The following is a 14645-nucleotide window of genomic DNA, read 5'->3' as shown; positions in this document are numbered from 1 at the left end:
TACTTGTTCCCGCCTGCGCCTACATGAACGCGCTGGAGGCCCTTGTGAACCCATTGACGACACTTGCAGAAGAAACCCGGCTGACACTGGCCAATCTTGCCGATGCGGCAACCGATCTGGCAGTGCCGAGCGTCCGGCTGGGCGTGACCGGACTTGCGCGCGCAGGCAAGACCGTCTTTCTGACCGCCCTCGTGCACAACCTCGTTCATGGTGGCCGCCTGCCGCTCTTCAGCGCCGCTTCCGGGCACAGAATGACCGGCGCAAGGCTTCAGCCGCAACCTGACGACGCCGTGCCGCGCTTCGACTATGAAGCGCACGTGCGTGCCCTGGTGAGTGAGCGTATCTGGCCGGAATCGACCCGTCAGGTCTCCGAGCTGCGCCTGACCATCGACTATGAGAGCGCCTCCTACTTCCACCGCAAGCTTGGTCCAGGCCGGCTTCATCTCGACCTGATCGACTATCCCGGCGAGTGGTTGCTGGATCTGCCGCTTCTCGGCAAGGACTATGCCACCTTTTCCGCCGAGGCAATGCAGCGCGCCCGGGCGGAAAACCGGGCGGAAATTGCCGCGCCGTTTCTGAAGATCCTGGCCGCTACGGATGCGAACGCAGAGGAAAGCGAACCGGCGGCCCAAGAGCTGGCGGCAAATTTTAAAACCTATCTGGCTGCCTGCAGAGCCGACGCCCACGCCCTGTCCATGCTTCCCCCGGGACGCTTCCTGATGCCCGGGGATCTCGACGGCTCCCCGGCCCTCACCTTCGCGCCGCTGGACATTCCGGCAGACGCCGCCCCGGCCAGGACAGGCACGTTGCGGGCGATGATGGAGCGGCGATACGAGGCCTACAAGACCCACGTTGTGCGTCCGTTCTTCCGCAATCACTTCGCGCGCCTCGACCGCCAGATCGTGCTGGTCGATGTCCTTCATGCCCTGAACGCAGGGCCGCACGCGATTGCCGATCTGGAAACCGCCCTCACCGAAGTTCTCGGCGCTTTCCGTCCGGGCAAACGCAGCTGGCTGTCCTCCATCCTGTCGCGACGGATCGACCGCATCCTGTTCGCGGCGACCAAGGCAGACCACCTGCACAGGTCGGATCACGACCGACTGGAGCTGATCCTGAAGAGACTGGTTGCCCGAGCAGAAGAGAAGGCAACATTCAAGGGTGCGGAGGTCGAAGTGCTGGCCATGGCCGCGGTCCGTGCGACGCGTGAGGCGACGGTCAAACATCGCGGCGAAGCTCTGCCTGCGATCCTTGGAACACCGTTGCCGGGCGAACGGCTGAACGGTGACACCTACGACGGAAAAACCGAAATCGCCATGTTTCCCGGTGACTTGCCGGACGACCCTGAATCACTTTTTGGACAAGCTGACTCAGTTTCTGAAGCACTTCGAGCAAGCTTTCAAACCGCTCAGGCAGACCTTCAGTTCCTGAGGTTCCGGCCGCCGGAACTCGACAAGACCGCAGAAGGCCTGACTTTGTCTCTGCCGCATATCCGGCTTGACCGCGCCCTGGAATTCCTGATCGGAGATCGCCTGGCATGACCGGTTCCCAGCCCCCGTCCAATCGCAAACCGACCGCCTTCCGTCTCGATGATTCCAAGGTGCGGATGACCGATGACGAAACAAGGATGCCCTCGGCCGGCGAAGCCCTGGTCACCCAGGCCTTCATTGACGACGAGGAACCTCGCCTTCCCCGCGCCGCCAGCACTCCCAGATCCGGATTTCGGTTCGGCAAGTGGCTGATGATCGGCCTGTCCGGCCTCGTTTCGCTGGCTGTCGGCCTTGCGGTTGACAGCCTGATACGGGATCTCTTTGCCCGGACCGACTGGCTGGGATGGCTGGGTGTGGCTCTTGCCGTTCTGGCGGCCCTTGGCCTGCTCGGCCTGGTCATTCGCGAGATCGCGGGCCTCATGCGCCTTGGCCGAATAGACCACCTGCGGGACCGGCTGCAGAGCGCCGCCGAAGCAGATGACGCGAAGGCGGCATCAGTCGGCCTGAAGGAACTGCTCACACTCTACAAGGACCGTCCCGAAACGGCCCAGGGCCGCAAGGCGCTGGCAGGGCATATGCGGGAAGTCATCGACGGCCGGGATCTGGTGAAACTGGCCGAACGCGATCTGCTCAGCCCGCTCGACCTAGAAGCCCGGCGCATCGTGATGAACAGTGCAAAACGCGTTTCCATCGTCACGGCCGTCAGCCCACGGGCACTGGTCGATCTGCTGGCGGTCCTGTTCGAGAACCTGCGCACGATCCGGCGCCTGTCCGCCCTTTACGGCGGGAGACCCGGCACACTCGGCTTCCTGCGCCTCGCAAAACACGTCATGGCACATCTGGCGGTAACCGGCGGCATGGCAGCAGGCGACAGCCTTGCCTCGCAGGTACTGGGTCACGGTCTGGCGGCTCGACTTTCCGCCCGTCTGGGCGAAGGCGTGGTCAATGGACTGCTCACGGCCCGCATCGGCATTGCAGCAATTGCAGTCTGCAGGCCGGCACCGTTCGTGGCCGGCACTGGACCGACCATCTCGGACTTCATGGGTGAGCTTATCTCGTTTGCCAAAAAAGAAGATCCGGCCGACAAGTCTTAAAGTTTAGATTTCAAATAATACACGGCATGGTTACGCGCACAACGCAACCAAATCGATTGCTATTTCTACCGATGACACATAAACGTCTCAATCGTTAAAGTTTCTGCGGACGAGCAGTGGCGTCTTCCTCGGAATACAACAATAATAGCCAGGTGAGACGTTAACTTGTGTAGCGACAGGCCGTTGCCAACCCAGACGAAATCCGCCCTTCAGCATCGCCGCCAACTCAAGGCTTTTCTGCTTTGCAGTTGCGCCCTGGTTTTGCTTGGTCCGGAAAAAGGCCTTGCCGGTGACATTACCATCGGCTCAGGCACCACGGTCACCACAACACAGACACTGACGGACGTTGGCGATACCGGAACAGTCGAGAGCGGCGGCACCATCGACGTTACCGATCAGGATGGCCTTGTTCTCGGCAACGACGACCAGACAGCAACCAACAACGGCACCATTACAGTCACCAAGACAACAACAGGGATACCGAATTTCGCCGGTATCGGGTCCGATGAGGACAATGCCACCGTTCACAACAACGGAACCGTTACTACCACGGGCAGCCGCGCCTTTGGCATTGCTGGAGACGGAGACGATTTCACGGTCACCAACTCGGGCACGATCACCACTTCGGGAGAGGAATCCGACGCCATTTTGTCCCTTGGCGCGAACACAAAGATCACCAACTTCGGAACGATTCTCACCACCGGGGAAGATGCCGATGGCATCAATGCGACTTCCAACAACCCAACGGTTTCCAATTCGGGTACCATTACTACCTCTGGCAAGGACTCGGACGGAATTCGATCAGGGGGTACGGACGCGGAAATCACCAACTCCGGCACGATTTCCACCACTGGTGAAGCTGCCTATGGCATCAATGCCGAGGGCGACCGTCCGACCGTCTTGAACTCAGGCACGATCACCACGACAGGTGACGACGCCTATGCGATCGACACCGATGAAGACGACGCGAAGATAACCAACACCGGAACGATTACAACGACTGGCGAGGACGCGGACGGCTTCGACAGCGACGGCGACGATGTCATCCTGATCAATACCGGTGTGATGACCATGTCCGGTACGCTGGCAGACGGCATCGACAATGACGGTGACCGCGCCGCGATCACCAACTCGGGCACCATCACCGTTTCGGGAGAAGACGCCAACCCGATCGAATCCAGTGGCGATGACGTCACCATCTCCAACAGCGGCACGCTACGTAACACTGGCACGACTTCCGGAGATCATGACGATGTCGGACATGGCATTGCCGTTGACGGCGACAATGTCACGATCACCAACTCCGGCGAGATCTACAGCAGCAATGGGTCCTCGATCTATGTCGATGGTTCTGATGCAACCGTTACCCTGAACAATGGCACCATACTTCAGGGTGTTCTGACCTTTACCGATCCGACCACCTCAACCCTGAACTACGCGGCCGGGCGAACGGCGATCCTGACCTTCAGCAGCATCCCGGGAACGCTGACGACAGCAGGCCTCACTTCAACGACCAACGGCAACACGATCACCATCCTCAATCCGGACGACTTCCGGCTGGACACGGTTGCCCAGACCTTCAACACCATGACGCGCGCTGTCACCGGCAGCCTTGAACAGCAGATGGACCTCAATCGACTGGGCGGCACGTCCTTCGTCGCAACCAACGGTCCGGCTCCGGAAGAGCAAAACGCCACCGCGCTTTGGGTCACGCCTCTTGGCGGTGTTCTTTCCAGGCAAGGCAGCGACGGGTTTGACCATACATTCGGCGGCATCACTGCCGGGGCTGAGAAGACATTCGCCGAAGGGCTTGCCGCCGGTGTTGCCGGTGGTTTCACCATCGGCAGGACGACCAGCGACGGCGACATTCACTCGGCCTCCAGCTACAGCATCCACGCCGGTGGTTATCTCAGCCGCTCCTGGCAGGCGACCTTTACTCAATTCGGCCTTCTCGGCGGCTACCTGAAGAGCGATGAAGAGGTCACCGTCCTCAACAACATGGTTGTCGGTGGCCTGCAGGACCTTTCCATCGACTACGACTATGTCTACGTCACGCCCTCCGCGCGTCTCGGCCATGCCTTCGCCCTGAGTGAGGGTACGCTGACACCCAGCGCTCGTGTACGCTACTCGGGTCTCTGGCAAACGGGTGACGCCGATGAAAGCACCACCGGTCTTTCGGTTTCCGGCCGGTCACTGCACGTTCTGGAACTGCGCGCGCAGGCGACCTACGATCATGCCCCCATCGTCCAGAATGGCGGCACGCTCTATCTCAGTGCGAATGCGGGTATCGACGGCATCTTCACGCTAAACGACAGTGTCGACGGCACCCTGCAGGGAGCTGCCTTGAACCTGTCCGTCGACGACGACGATGCGGTGCTCCGCGGTTTTGCGGCAGCCGATGCCGTGTGGCAGGTCAATGACGGCACAAAATTTCTCGCCGGAATAGAAGGCGGTTACGACAGCGCCGATACACTTTCCGCATCGGTTCGCCTGGGCGCCAAGATCAGTTTCTGAGGACTTGGGAAAGCCCCCTTCCCTCAAACGCTGTTCCGATGCCGGCCTCCACATCGTCGTGAAACCTGTTAGTCTGTCCCTGGGTCCGGATGGGCCGCGAAGCTTGCGCGAGAAAAACGGTCGTTGGGGTCTGGCAATTCGATGAAAACCGAAGAAACGTCAATTGAAGGCGTGATTGTCCATGACCTGGTCTCGCACATCGATGATCGCGGCAGTTTCACTGAAATCTACCGGGAGACTTGGCTCACCGGTTTCAAGTCGATCCAGTGGAACATCGTCACCTCGAAAGAAGACACATTGCGCGGTGTTCACGTGCACAAGGATCACTACGATTATCTAATGGTCCTGTCCGGAAAGATGCTGCTTGGTCTGCATGACATACGCCGCGACAGCCCGACCATTGGAACATCGCAGTTTCTCGATCTTTCAGCGGAAAACAGACGAGCTGTTTCAATTCCGCCGGGTGTTTGCCACGGATTTTATTTTCCGCAAGCCGCGACGCATCTTTATTCCGTTTCCACCTACTTTGACCCGACGGACGAATTGGGCTGCAAGTTCGATTGTCCGGAACTGAACCTGTCTTGGCCAACGAAGGACCCTGTCCTTTCCGATAGAGACAGAACAGCCGACAACTATTCGCAGATGCTTGATAAATTCTATGCGGACGCCAATGCCTGATTACGCAGTCACCTGCAATTTCACATCGCCGGCTGTTGGACACAGCCATGACTGATATCGGTCTGGTTGGCTTTGGCCGGTGGGGAAAGCTCATCTTTCGCGATCTGCGCAGCTTGGGTGTAAACGTGCATGTGGCGGTGCCCGGTTCGGACAGCCAGAACGCAGCCCGGGAGGTCGGAGCCGCTTCGGTGTGCGATAGCGCTGCCAAGCTTCCTGACTGCGCGGGATATGTCGTTGCGCCACCAACAGTGCTTCACGCAGCCTGCATCGACGCACTTGCACCGCGGAACCGGCCGATCTTCTGCGAGAAACCGGTCACCAACGACGCACAGACGGCGCAAAGACTTGCCGATACGCTGCAGGAACGTCTCTTCGTCATGGACAAGTGGCGCTATCATCCCGGCATTCTGAAGCTTGTGGAACTGGCAAAATCCGGCGCTCTGGGCCAGATCGAAGCGGTGCGCACCTATCGGCTCGGCTGGGGCAATCCTCACAAGGATGTCGACAGCCTCTGGATCCTGATGCCGCATGATCTTTCGATCGCACTCGAAATCCTGGAAACATTGCCCAAGGCTCATTCGGCGATCGCCCAGATCCCGGGCCTGGGTGGTGAGGACCTGATTGCCCGTCTTCAAAACGATGGGGAGCCGCTCACCGTCACCATGGAGATTTCTTCCCTCCATCCGGCCCCAAAACGCTCCGCCGTCGTAATCGGCAGCAAGGCGGTGGCCCAACTGGCCTCATCCTATGACGATCGCATTCTCCTTGCCCCGAGAGATCAAGGCCAAAAGCCTCAGCAAATCGAGGTTGGCACGAAAATGCCTCTTCTGGCCGAACTGGAAGCATTCGTCGCGCATCTGGAAGGGGGGCCTGCTCCAAAGTCCTCGGCTGCAGAAGGCGCATTGATCGTCAGGCGCATTGCCGAACTCAGAGCGCTCGCAGGATTGCCGTGACCCATCCGCGCTTCACCGTCCTGCTGCCGGTCAACAGACCTCCCGCGCTTCTGCCTTTCGCCGTCGAAAGTGTTCTGGGCCAGTCCCTGCAAGATTTCGAACTGTTCATCGTTTGTGACGGCGCGCCCCAAGAGACCGTGCAGGAAGCGGAGAAGCTGGCAGGGCGTGACGAGAGGATCCGTGTTTTTTCCTTCCCCAAGGGAGAACGGCACGGCGAAGCTCATCGGGACACGGCTCTCAAGCAGGCAAACGGCAAATTTGTTGCCCAGATCGGCGATGACGACATCTGGTTTCCCGAACATCTGTCGGAACTGGGCCGCCTCCTGCAAACCTGCGACTTCGGCAATCTGCTTCAGGCTGAAATTCTGCCCGACGGGACCTTCACGGTTCATATCGGAGACCTGTCGGACGCGGACACGCGCCGCAAGATGCTGGAGATGCGTTGGAACTTTTTCGGCCCGTCGACGGTTGGCTATTCCCTTGAGGCCTATCGGTCTCTGGATGTCGGCTGGAGCCCGGCACCACCTGACTTCTGGACCGACCTCTTCATGTGGCGGAAGTTCCTGGCACGCCCGGACTTCACCTTTGCAACACGGCCCACGGTTCAATGCATCAAGCCTTCCGCCGTGCACCGTCAGGACATGTCGCTTGCCGAGAGGCAGGGTGAAATGATGGCGCTGGTTCAAAGGTTTGCCGATCCGGCGGAAAGGCAGGATTTCCAGACCAGCTGCAATGAAATGCTGATCAAACACCTCAGGTCCGAAAGCCGGCAGCATGCGGACAACGCGGCCCGGCAGAGGCAAACGGTTTCCGCCCAGCAGGGGAAGATCCGAGAATTGCAGGCCGAACTCGACCTGCAGAAGCGTCGTTACGACACAATACTCGCCTCGTCTTCCTGGAAGATGACGGCACCCTTTCGCAAAAGTGGCAAGCTGCTTCGCAAACTCCTGTCGAAGCGTCCTTTTTGACCCCTCGACAGGCAACTGCCGGGAACTTACCTTTCGCACATGTTCATTACCTTCTTCACCGAACTGAAATCGGCCGGCATCCCGGTCTCGCTCCGCGAATATCTGACGCTCATGGAAGCGTTGGATAAGGATCTGGCGGAAAAGAGCGTCGAGGATTTCTACTATCTCGCCCGGCTCACGCTGGTGAAGGACGAGAGCAACCTGGACAAGTTCGACCGCGTCTTCGGCCACGTCTTCAAGGGGCTCGACCTCATGAGCGAGGTTGCCACCACCGAGATACCGGAGGAATGGCTGCGCCGCCTGGCGGAAAAGCACCTCAGTGAAGAGGAAAAGGCCCAGATCGAGGCACTCGGCGGCTTTGAAAAGCTGATGGAGACCCTGCGCGAACGCCTCAAGGAGCAGCAAAAGCGCCACCAGGGCGGCAACAAATGGATCGGGACAGCCGGCACGTCGCCGTTCGGTGCCTATGGTTACAATCCGGAAGGTGTGCGCATCGGCCAGCACGAAAGCCGGCACCGTCGTGCGGTCAAGGTCTGGGACAAGCGCGAATTCAAGGATCTCGACGACACCCAGTTGCTAGGCACCCGCAACATCCAGGTCGCCCTGAAGCGACTGCGCAACTTCGCTCGAACGGGCGCTGCTGAAGAACTGGACCTCGACGACACCATCCGCGCAACAGCCCACAAGGGCCTTCTGGACATCAAGATGCGGCCGGAACGCCACAACGCGGTCAAGGTGTTGTTGTTTTTCGATATCGGCGGGTCGATGGACGATCATATCCGGGTCTGTGAGGAGCTGTTTTCAGCCGCACGTTCCGAATTCAAGGTGATGGAACACTTCTACTTCCACAACTGCCTTTACGAGTATGTCTGGAAGGAAAACCACCGCCGCCACACAGAGCGCATGCCGACGATGGACGTGCTGCACAAGTACCCAGCCGACTACAAGATCATCTTTGTCGGCGATGCGTCCATGAGCCCCTACGAGATTGCCTATCCCGGTGGCTCGGTTGAGCACTGGAACGAGGAAGCCGGAGCCGACTGGATGCAGCGGATCACCGGGCTTTACAAGAGCGCGGTCTGGCTGAACCCGGTTCGGCAGGAACACTGGCACTACACGCATTCCATCCAGATGTTGAACGAACTCATGGAAGGCCGCATGTTTCCCATGACCGTCGAAGGCCTGACGGACGCCATGAAGGAACTGGCCAGGTAGATTTTCCGCACAAAAGGCGCAGAAAGGGAACACATGGAACCGACCCCAAAACCCGTTCACCCTTTCGCGCAACCTGTTTCCCACGCAACCACCACCGGCATGTCCGGCGGAGGATTTTACAACGCCAACTCGGCTGCCCAATGGTCTGCCATCGAAAAGATATTGCCACTGCTTGAAGAGGCGATTGCGAGCCTGCCGATTGAGGGTAGCGGTCCCGTCGGCATTGCCGACTACGGCTGCTCGGAAGGCCGCAATTCTGTTGCCGTCATGAAACACGCCCTCCCGACATTGCTTGCACGCACCGAACGGCCGATCCAGACCATCCATTCAGACCTTCCCACAAACGACTTTTCTGAACTTTTCCGCAGCCTCAGACCGGATGGCGGCTCGGTCTTCGGGTCTGAGAGGGTTTACTCGGCCGCGATCGGTGGCTCGATGTACGATCAGCTCTGCCCGCCGCAGAGTTTGCACCTTGCCACCACCTTCAACGCCATCGGCTTTCTCTCCTGCCGCCCCGTCGACAGGTTGCCCGGCTATATCCTGCCCAATGGCCCAAGTGTGGCACGGGCAAACGGTTATGTTTCCGAAAAAGACCGGCATGCCTTTGCCGAACAGGCGAAAAACGATATCGCCCGTTTCCTCACCGTCCGCGCAAGGGAACTGGTTCCGGGTGGTAAGCTGCTGGTTCAGGTGTTTGGCTCCAAGGGACCGGCTCGAACCTGTGACGGCCTTTATGATCTTCTGAACGACGCGGTTCTGGACTTCGTGGAGGCCGGAGACATCAGCAGGGAGGTCTACGACCGCTATTACCAGCCGGTGTACATGCGGGACCTGCAAGAACTTGCAGACCCGGTCACCAACGATACGTATGGAGCTGCCGGCCTCTATTCACTCGACCGGTCAATGGAGTACGAAATTGCGGTCCCGTTCGTCGACCGCTTCAAGCAGGACGGCGATCTTGACCGCTATGCCCGCGACTATGTCAATTTCTTCCGCGCCTTCACCGAAGCGGTGTTGCGCGCAGCCCTGCCTGAAAGCCCATCACGGAAGGATCTGATCAACCGGATCTTTGCAAGGGCCGAAGACCGCCTGAAGGCTGACGCCAGCCTCTACCCCTTCCGTTATGCAGCCGTCGCCATGCTGCTGACGCGCAATGGCTGACGGCTGGAGTTCACGAGCCGATCGACCTTTCTAGGCCCGGCAGCATCGAACGGCCTGATCGCTGTTTGTCGCTCTAGCTGCGCAGCACCATGACCGAGCACGGTGCATGGCGGACAATGTGGGCGGCATTCGAGCCGATGAAGTAGGTCGACAGGCCCGGCTTGTGCGATGTCATCAGCACCAGGTCACAATTCGCCTTTTCGGCTTCCTCGATCACTTCATGATACACCGACCCCATACGCACGGTCACATCGACAGTGCCTTCGGGAACGTCCAGATCAGATGCGATCTTGTCGAGGATTTTCGCGGTTTCCTCGAATTCCCGCTTTTGCCAGCCTTCCGGAAGCTGACTCGCCACGAAGCTTTGAACTTCCGGGCAAACCGCCATCAGGTGGATCTTGGAGCCATAGTCGCGGGCAAACTGCGAGGCTTTGGCAAGCGCCTCCGTGGCAAAGCCGCTTTCGGCCGGGTCAACGGGAACGAGGATTTTCTTGAACATGTCTTGTCTCCCCAAAAAATCAGGTCGACTTTTTGTGCGCCCGGAAAACATGCACCGCCATGACAAGGATCAATCAGCTTCGACACCGTCAAAGTATCGGCCGGGTGTCACGCCGAAGGCCTTCTTGAAGGTCGAGACGAAGGCACTCGGCCCCTCGTAACCGAGCTTGTGGGAGACGTCGGAAACGCTTCGCCCGGACGCCAGCAACTCCAGAGCCCGGAACAGTTTCACCTGCCGGCACCAGGTTCGGTAGCTGAGCCCCGTCTCCGCTTTTATGCGCCGCTCGAAAGAACGCACGGAAGTCGCACACCGGTCAGCGGCCTCGCTGAGCGAGGGAATATGTGCCGGACAGCGGACGACGCCTTCGCACAGGTCGCGCAGCCGGGCATCCTGCGGCATCGGCAGTTGCAGGGGGGCAACCGGCAGCATCTTCAACTGATCCAGGATTACCGCGGCGATCCGTGCCGCCGGCCCCTTGTCCGTCTCGGAGCGCGGATAGGACATGAACTCGAGAATGAGTGCCCTGAGCAGGGTCGTCACCTGCATCACCTGCGGTGTTTGCGGCAGATCCCTTGTGTAATCATACTGGACATAGATGTAACGCAGCTCCGTGTCGGTCAGATACCGGGTCTGGTGGCTGACCCTGGGCGGCAACCAGACCGCCCGCTCGGGTGGCACGAAATAGGTGCCCATCTCCGTGTCGATGGCAATCGATCCCCTGATCACATGGAAGAGCTGCGCTGCATCATGCGAATGCCAGCCATTGTTCCGGCCCTGCAACTGGGTCCGCGCGTATCCGATAATCGGTGCGGCAACCGCCTCTTTCGGAAACTCGGCAAGTTCGGGATGAATGCTCATGCGCCGGATCGTATACCTTCACCCCGATATTGCACAGAGGGCCAATAGCACCAGAGGACCCGGCAACGCAGCACAATCGCGGCAACTATGCCCAGTTCCTGCCGGAAAGGTGAAAGGCTTTCCCTGCGCCAAGCCATGATCGACAAGGATCATTTCGCGTTTTTGCCGGATACCTAGCGCTGCACCAGCCAGAATTTGGCGTGTCGGAAACATCTCATGACAAAACAGCGCTAACACGCAAACCGCAATTGGCGTTAGAAACGGCTCGCAACACTGCCGAACGTTTTCTTTTTCCACGGCCACACAATGTCTTACTTCACCCAGAATGCGCACCCGAACGAGGCGACCGGCTGGCGGTCTCCTGTGGTTCTCCTGATGATCATGGCAGGTGCCATGCAGCTCTCCTTTGCTGCCTGGTGGAACCTGATGAACAACTTCGCCGTCCAGGAGCTGGATTTCACCGGCCGGGAGATCGGCATTCAGCAATCGATCCGGGAAATCCCGGGCTTCCTGAGCTTCCTTGCGGTCTATCTCTTGTTGATGATGCGCGAGCAGACGCTCGCCTATGTGTCGCTGCTGCTCCTGGGCGTCGGCGTTGCCGTCACGGGCTATTTTCCGACCGCGATCGGCTTTTATGTAACGACGCTGATCATGTCGATCGGCTTCCATTACTATGAGACGATGGCGCAGTCACTGTCGCTGCAATGGCTGCCCAAGGCAACGGCCGCTGCAAGCATGGGCAAGATCCTGGCCGTTGGCGCCTTCGCCCAGTTGATCGCCTATGGTGTCATCTTCCTGGCGTGGAAGATGTTCGAGCTGTCCTTCACGGTGGTTTTCGCCATTGCCGGTGGCCTGACGCTGGTTGTTCTTGTTTTCCTGATCTTCGCCTATCCGCATTTCCGTGAAGGCGTGCCGCAGCACAAGAAGCTGATCCTGAGAAAACGCTACTGGCTCTATTATGCCCTTACCTTCATGGCTGGTGCGCGGCGGCAGATCTTTACGGTTTTCGCCGGCTTCCTGATGGTCGAACGCTTCGGCTATGACGTTCACGAAGTTGCGGGCCTGTTCCTCCTGAACGGCGCCTTCAACATGGTGCTGGCACCCAAGATCGGAAAACTGATTGTTCGCTTCGGCGAGCGCAAGGCGCTGGTTCTTGAGTATGTCGGCCTGGTCCTGGTGTTCATCTGCTATGCCTTCGTCACCAACGCGACACTGGCGGCCAGCCTTTATGTGATCGATCACGCCTTCTTCGCGATCGCCATCGCCATCAAGACCTACTTCCAGAAGATCGCCGACCCTGCCGATATCGCCCCCACAGCCGGTGTCGCCTTCACGATCAACCACATCGCCGCGGTGTTCATTCCGGTGGTATTCGGCTTCATCTGGCTGGTGTCCCCGGCTGCGGTCTTCCTGGCCGGCGCTGCCATGGCCCTGGTCAGCCTTGTTCTGGCAACCCTGATCCCGAGCAATCCGGAAGAAGGCCATGAAGTCGACTTCTGGTACCGCAAGCCTTCTGCCCAACCAGCAGAGTAAACTCTGCACCTGGACAAACCAAAACGCCCGCCGGAGTGATCCGGCGGGCGTTTTGTTTGAAATCCTGTCTGAACTGACCTGATCAGGCCTGCCGCTCAGGCACATGCACCACAAGGCCGTCGAGATCGGAAGTCACCTTGATCTGGCAGGACAGGCGCGAGGTCGGCTTCACGTCGTAGGCAAAGTCGAGCATGTCCTCTTCCATCGGTTCCGGAGATCCGGTCTTGCCGCTCCAGGCATCATCTACATAAACGTGGCAGGTAGCGCAGGCGCATGCACCGCCGCATTCCGCTTCGATGCCCTGGACCATGTTCTTGATGGCGTTTTCCATCACCGTAGAGCCTTCAGCGGCGTCAACGTCGGTCCGGGTTCCATCGGCGGTTACAAATGTGATTTTCGGCATATGTCGCGTCCAAGCCTGAATTTGCGGGTCTTCGAAGCACGACATAAAGATTTACGGCAAAAGGTCAAGGACCGTGCCATTTCCACGCGGCAATCTGCCTCTCCCGTTCTGGCCGGGGTCTGACCTTCAACCTTCCAGAAGGTCCCGGATGTATCGGTTTGCCTCATCGACTGCCGCAATCAGGCCTTCGGTGGCCGTATCGGTGCTGGAGCGCATCTTGCCTTCCAGATTTTCGCAAACGATCGCGACCCGCTCCGCGCCGATGGCCCGGGCGGACCCTTTCAGGGTATGCACGAGGTCGAGGCGAACGGAATTGTCGGTTTCCTGTTTCAACCGCTCAAGCGTCGAGATGGACTGTGACTTGAACAGATGCAGGACCTGCACTTCTAGATCCCGGTTACCCAGCGTATTGGTTGCCAGTTGCACCAGATCAATCGGTGCCTCCGGACCGGCGCGTCCGGCGACGCGGGCCATGGAAGAAGGGGCCATAAGGGTGCTCCACATTACTCGATACCTGCCTGACGGCACCCCGCCGCAAGCTGTAGAGCCACAACAATGCGCCCCAAGCCCAAACACCCGGTTAAACCGGTTGCTCAAACCGTCCCTTTCGGCCCATGTCCCCAAAAAATTGATTTCATGGTTAATGCGTTTTAACGCAGGTTACGAAACAGGATTAAAAAAGTCCTTGCGTTTCCGCCGATTTCCTGAATCGCTAAAATTTTAATGATCTGATTCGCCGTTAACTTTTTTTGACTTTTTGACTTGCAGAAAGTGCTTCGATGGCGGCGGGCGTGAGCTTGCAGACCAGCCAGTCGGGCTTGATTGGGTTGGAAAACCAAGGCTCTGCCCAACCTGCATCGATACAGGCGCGGATTGTGCGCGCCGGAATTTCCCGGCCGTTGTCATCGAACAGAGGCAGCTTGCCCCCCGCCTGCCCGAGCCCTTTTTGCAACCACCGCTTTTGCGCGGCCGTCAACTTTCCCGCTTTGAGAGTAACTTCCAGAACCGTATTTTCAGCATCTGCCGATGCGTCAACCTGCTTTGAATCCGGCATCCAATCCGCCCCCTAAGTGACTCACGCTATTGCCGTTTCTTGTTCGTTAGGAGAGATTGTGCCATTACAGTTACTGATGCGGCAAGGTGGGGAGTGTACCGTCGAACGGAAAGTTCACGGTCGGTCAGCGGCGGCCCTCTCGCACGAACAGGTTTTGCGGCGTTGCCACAGCTGGGCAACGCTCGCAACGAGGACGCATCCGGTAGATAACTGTAAGGAGCTGCGCCA

At 58.8% G+C, this 14645-nt stretch carries 14 protein-coding genes; 9 read left to right on the top strand and 5 right to left on the bottom strand.

The window, feature by feature from the left end:
* The first annotated feature begins 23 nt into the window (after positions 1-23).
* From HEP89_RS17440 to HEP89_RS17405, 8 genes are all read left to right on the top strand, one after another.
* A complete protein-coding gene (locus HEP89_RS17440; RefSeq protein ID WP_168692613.1) occupies positions 24-1538 on the top strand; it encodes a YcjX family protein in 1515 nt (504 codons plus the stop codon).
* Positions 1535-2581 carry a TIGR01620 family protein gene (locus HEP89_RS17435; protein ID WP_168692612.1) on the top strand — a complete coding sequence of 349 codons (1047 nt, stop codon included), beginning with the start codon at positions 1535-1537 and terminating at the stop codon, positions 2579-2581. Before HEP89_RS17440 ends, HEP89_RS17435 begins: the two co-directional genes overlap by 4 nt.
* 183 nt (positions 2582-2764) lie before the next feature.
* A complete protein-coding gene (locus HEP89_RS17430) occupies positions 2765-5095 on the top strand; it encodes an autotransporter outer membrane beta-barrel domain-containing protein (protein ID WP_168692611.1) in 2331 nt (776 codons plus the stop codon).
* 141 nt (positions 5096-5236) lie between these two features.
* Complete coding sequence (locus HEP89_RS17425; protein ID WP_023000680.1) at positions 5237-5773, top strand: dTDP-4-dehydrorhamnose 3,5-epimerase family protein; 537 nt, start codon at positions 5237-5239, stop codon at positions 5771-5773.
* A 47-nt stretch (positions 5774-5820) separates the two neighbouring features.
* Positions 5821-6726, top strand: a complete 906-nt coding sequence (locus tag HEP89_RS17420; protein WP_168692610.1) for a Gfo/Idh/MocA family oxidoreductase — start codon at positions 5821-5823, stop codon at positions 6724-6726.
* Positions 6723-7694, top strand: a complete 972-nt coding sequence (locus HEP89_RS17415; protein ID WP_168692609.1) for a glycosyltransferase family 2 protein — start codon at positions 6723-6725, stop codon at positions 7692-7694. The genes HEP89_RS17420 and HEP89_RS17415 overlap by 4 nt, the downstream gene beginning before the upstream one ends.
* Before the next feature lie 39 nt (positions 7695-7733).
* Positions 7734-8909 carry a VWA domain-containing protein gene (locus tag HEP89_RS17410; RefSeq protein ID WP_168684418.1) on the top strand — a complete coding sequence of 392 codons (1176 nt, stop codon included), beginning with the start codon at positions 7734-7736 and terminating at the stop codon, positions 8907-8909.
* Between the two features lie 33 nt (positions 8910-8942).
* Positions 8943-10070, top strand: a complete 1128-nt coding sequence (locus HEP89_RS17405; RefSeq protein WP_168692608.1) for a class I SAM-dependent methyltransferase — start codon at positions 8943-8945, stop codon at positions 10068-10070.
* A 73-nt stretch (positions 10071-10143) separates the two neighbouring features.
* Here HEP89_RS17405 and HEP89_RS17400 read toward each other — a convergent pair whose 3' ends face one another.
* On the bottom strand, positions 10144-10569 hold the full coding sequence (locus HEP89_RS17400) for a universal stress protein (protein ID WP_023000675.1): 426 nt from the start codon (positions 10567-10569) through the stop codon (positions 10144-10146).
* 69 nt (positions 10570-10638) lie between these two features.
* Complete coding sequence (locus tag HEP89_RS17395) at positions 10639-11427, bottom strand: helix-turn-helix transcriptional regulator (RefSeq protein WP_023000674.1); 789 nt, start codon at positions 11425-11427, stop codon at positions 10639-10641.
* Between the two features lie 306 nt (positions 11428-11733).
* On the opposite strand from HEP89_RS17395, the gene HEP89_RS17390 reads away from it, so the two are divergent.
* The gene (locus HEP89_RS17390; RefSeq protein WP_023000673.1) at positions 11734-12960 is read left to right on the top strand and encodes an MFS transporter; all 1227 of its coding nucleotides are present in this window, start codon (positions 11734-11736) and stop codon (positions 12958-12960) included.
* A gap of 82 nt (positions 12961-13042) precedes the next feature.
* On the opposite strand, the gene HEP89_RS17385 is transcribed toward HEP89_RS17390, so the two are convergent.
* The 3 genes from HEP89_RS17385 to HEP89_RS17375 all read right to left on the bottom strand — a co-directional run bounded on the left by HEP89_RS17385 (position 13043) and on the right by HEP89_RS17375 (position 14417).
* Positions 13043-13363, bottom strand: coding sequence for a 2Fe-2S iron-sulfur cluster-binding protein (locus tag HEP89_RS17385; RefSeq protein ID WP_023000672.1), 321 nt, complete (start codon positions 13361-13363; stop codon positions 13043-13045).
* Between the two features lie 126 nt (positions 13364-13489).
* Positions 13490-13852, bottom strand: a complete 363-nt coding sequence (locus HEP89_RS17380; protein WP_208984210.1) for an Hpt domain-containing protein — start codon at positions 13850-13852, stop codon at positions 13490-13492.
* Positions 13853-14102: 250 nt separating this feature from the next.
* Positions 14103-14417, bottom strand: a complete 315-nt coding sequence (locus tag HEP89_RS17375) for a hypothetical protein (protein WP_023000670.1) — start codon at positions 14415-14417, stop codon at positions 14103-14105.
* Positions 14418-14645: the final 228 nt, after the last annotated feature.

The organism is Labrenzia sp. 5N, from assembly GCF_012395805.1.
In the GTDB taxonomy this organism is placed as follows: domain Bacteria; phylum Pseudomonadota; class Alphaproteobacteria; order Rhizobiales; family Stappiaceae; genus Roseibium; species Roseibium algicola.
This window is presented reverse-complemented; position numbering and strand designations above follow the sequence as displayed.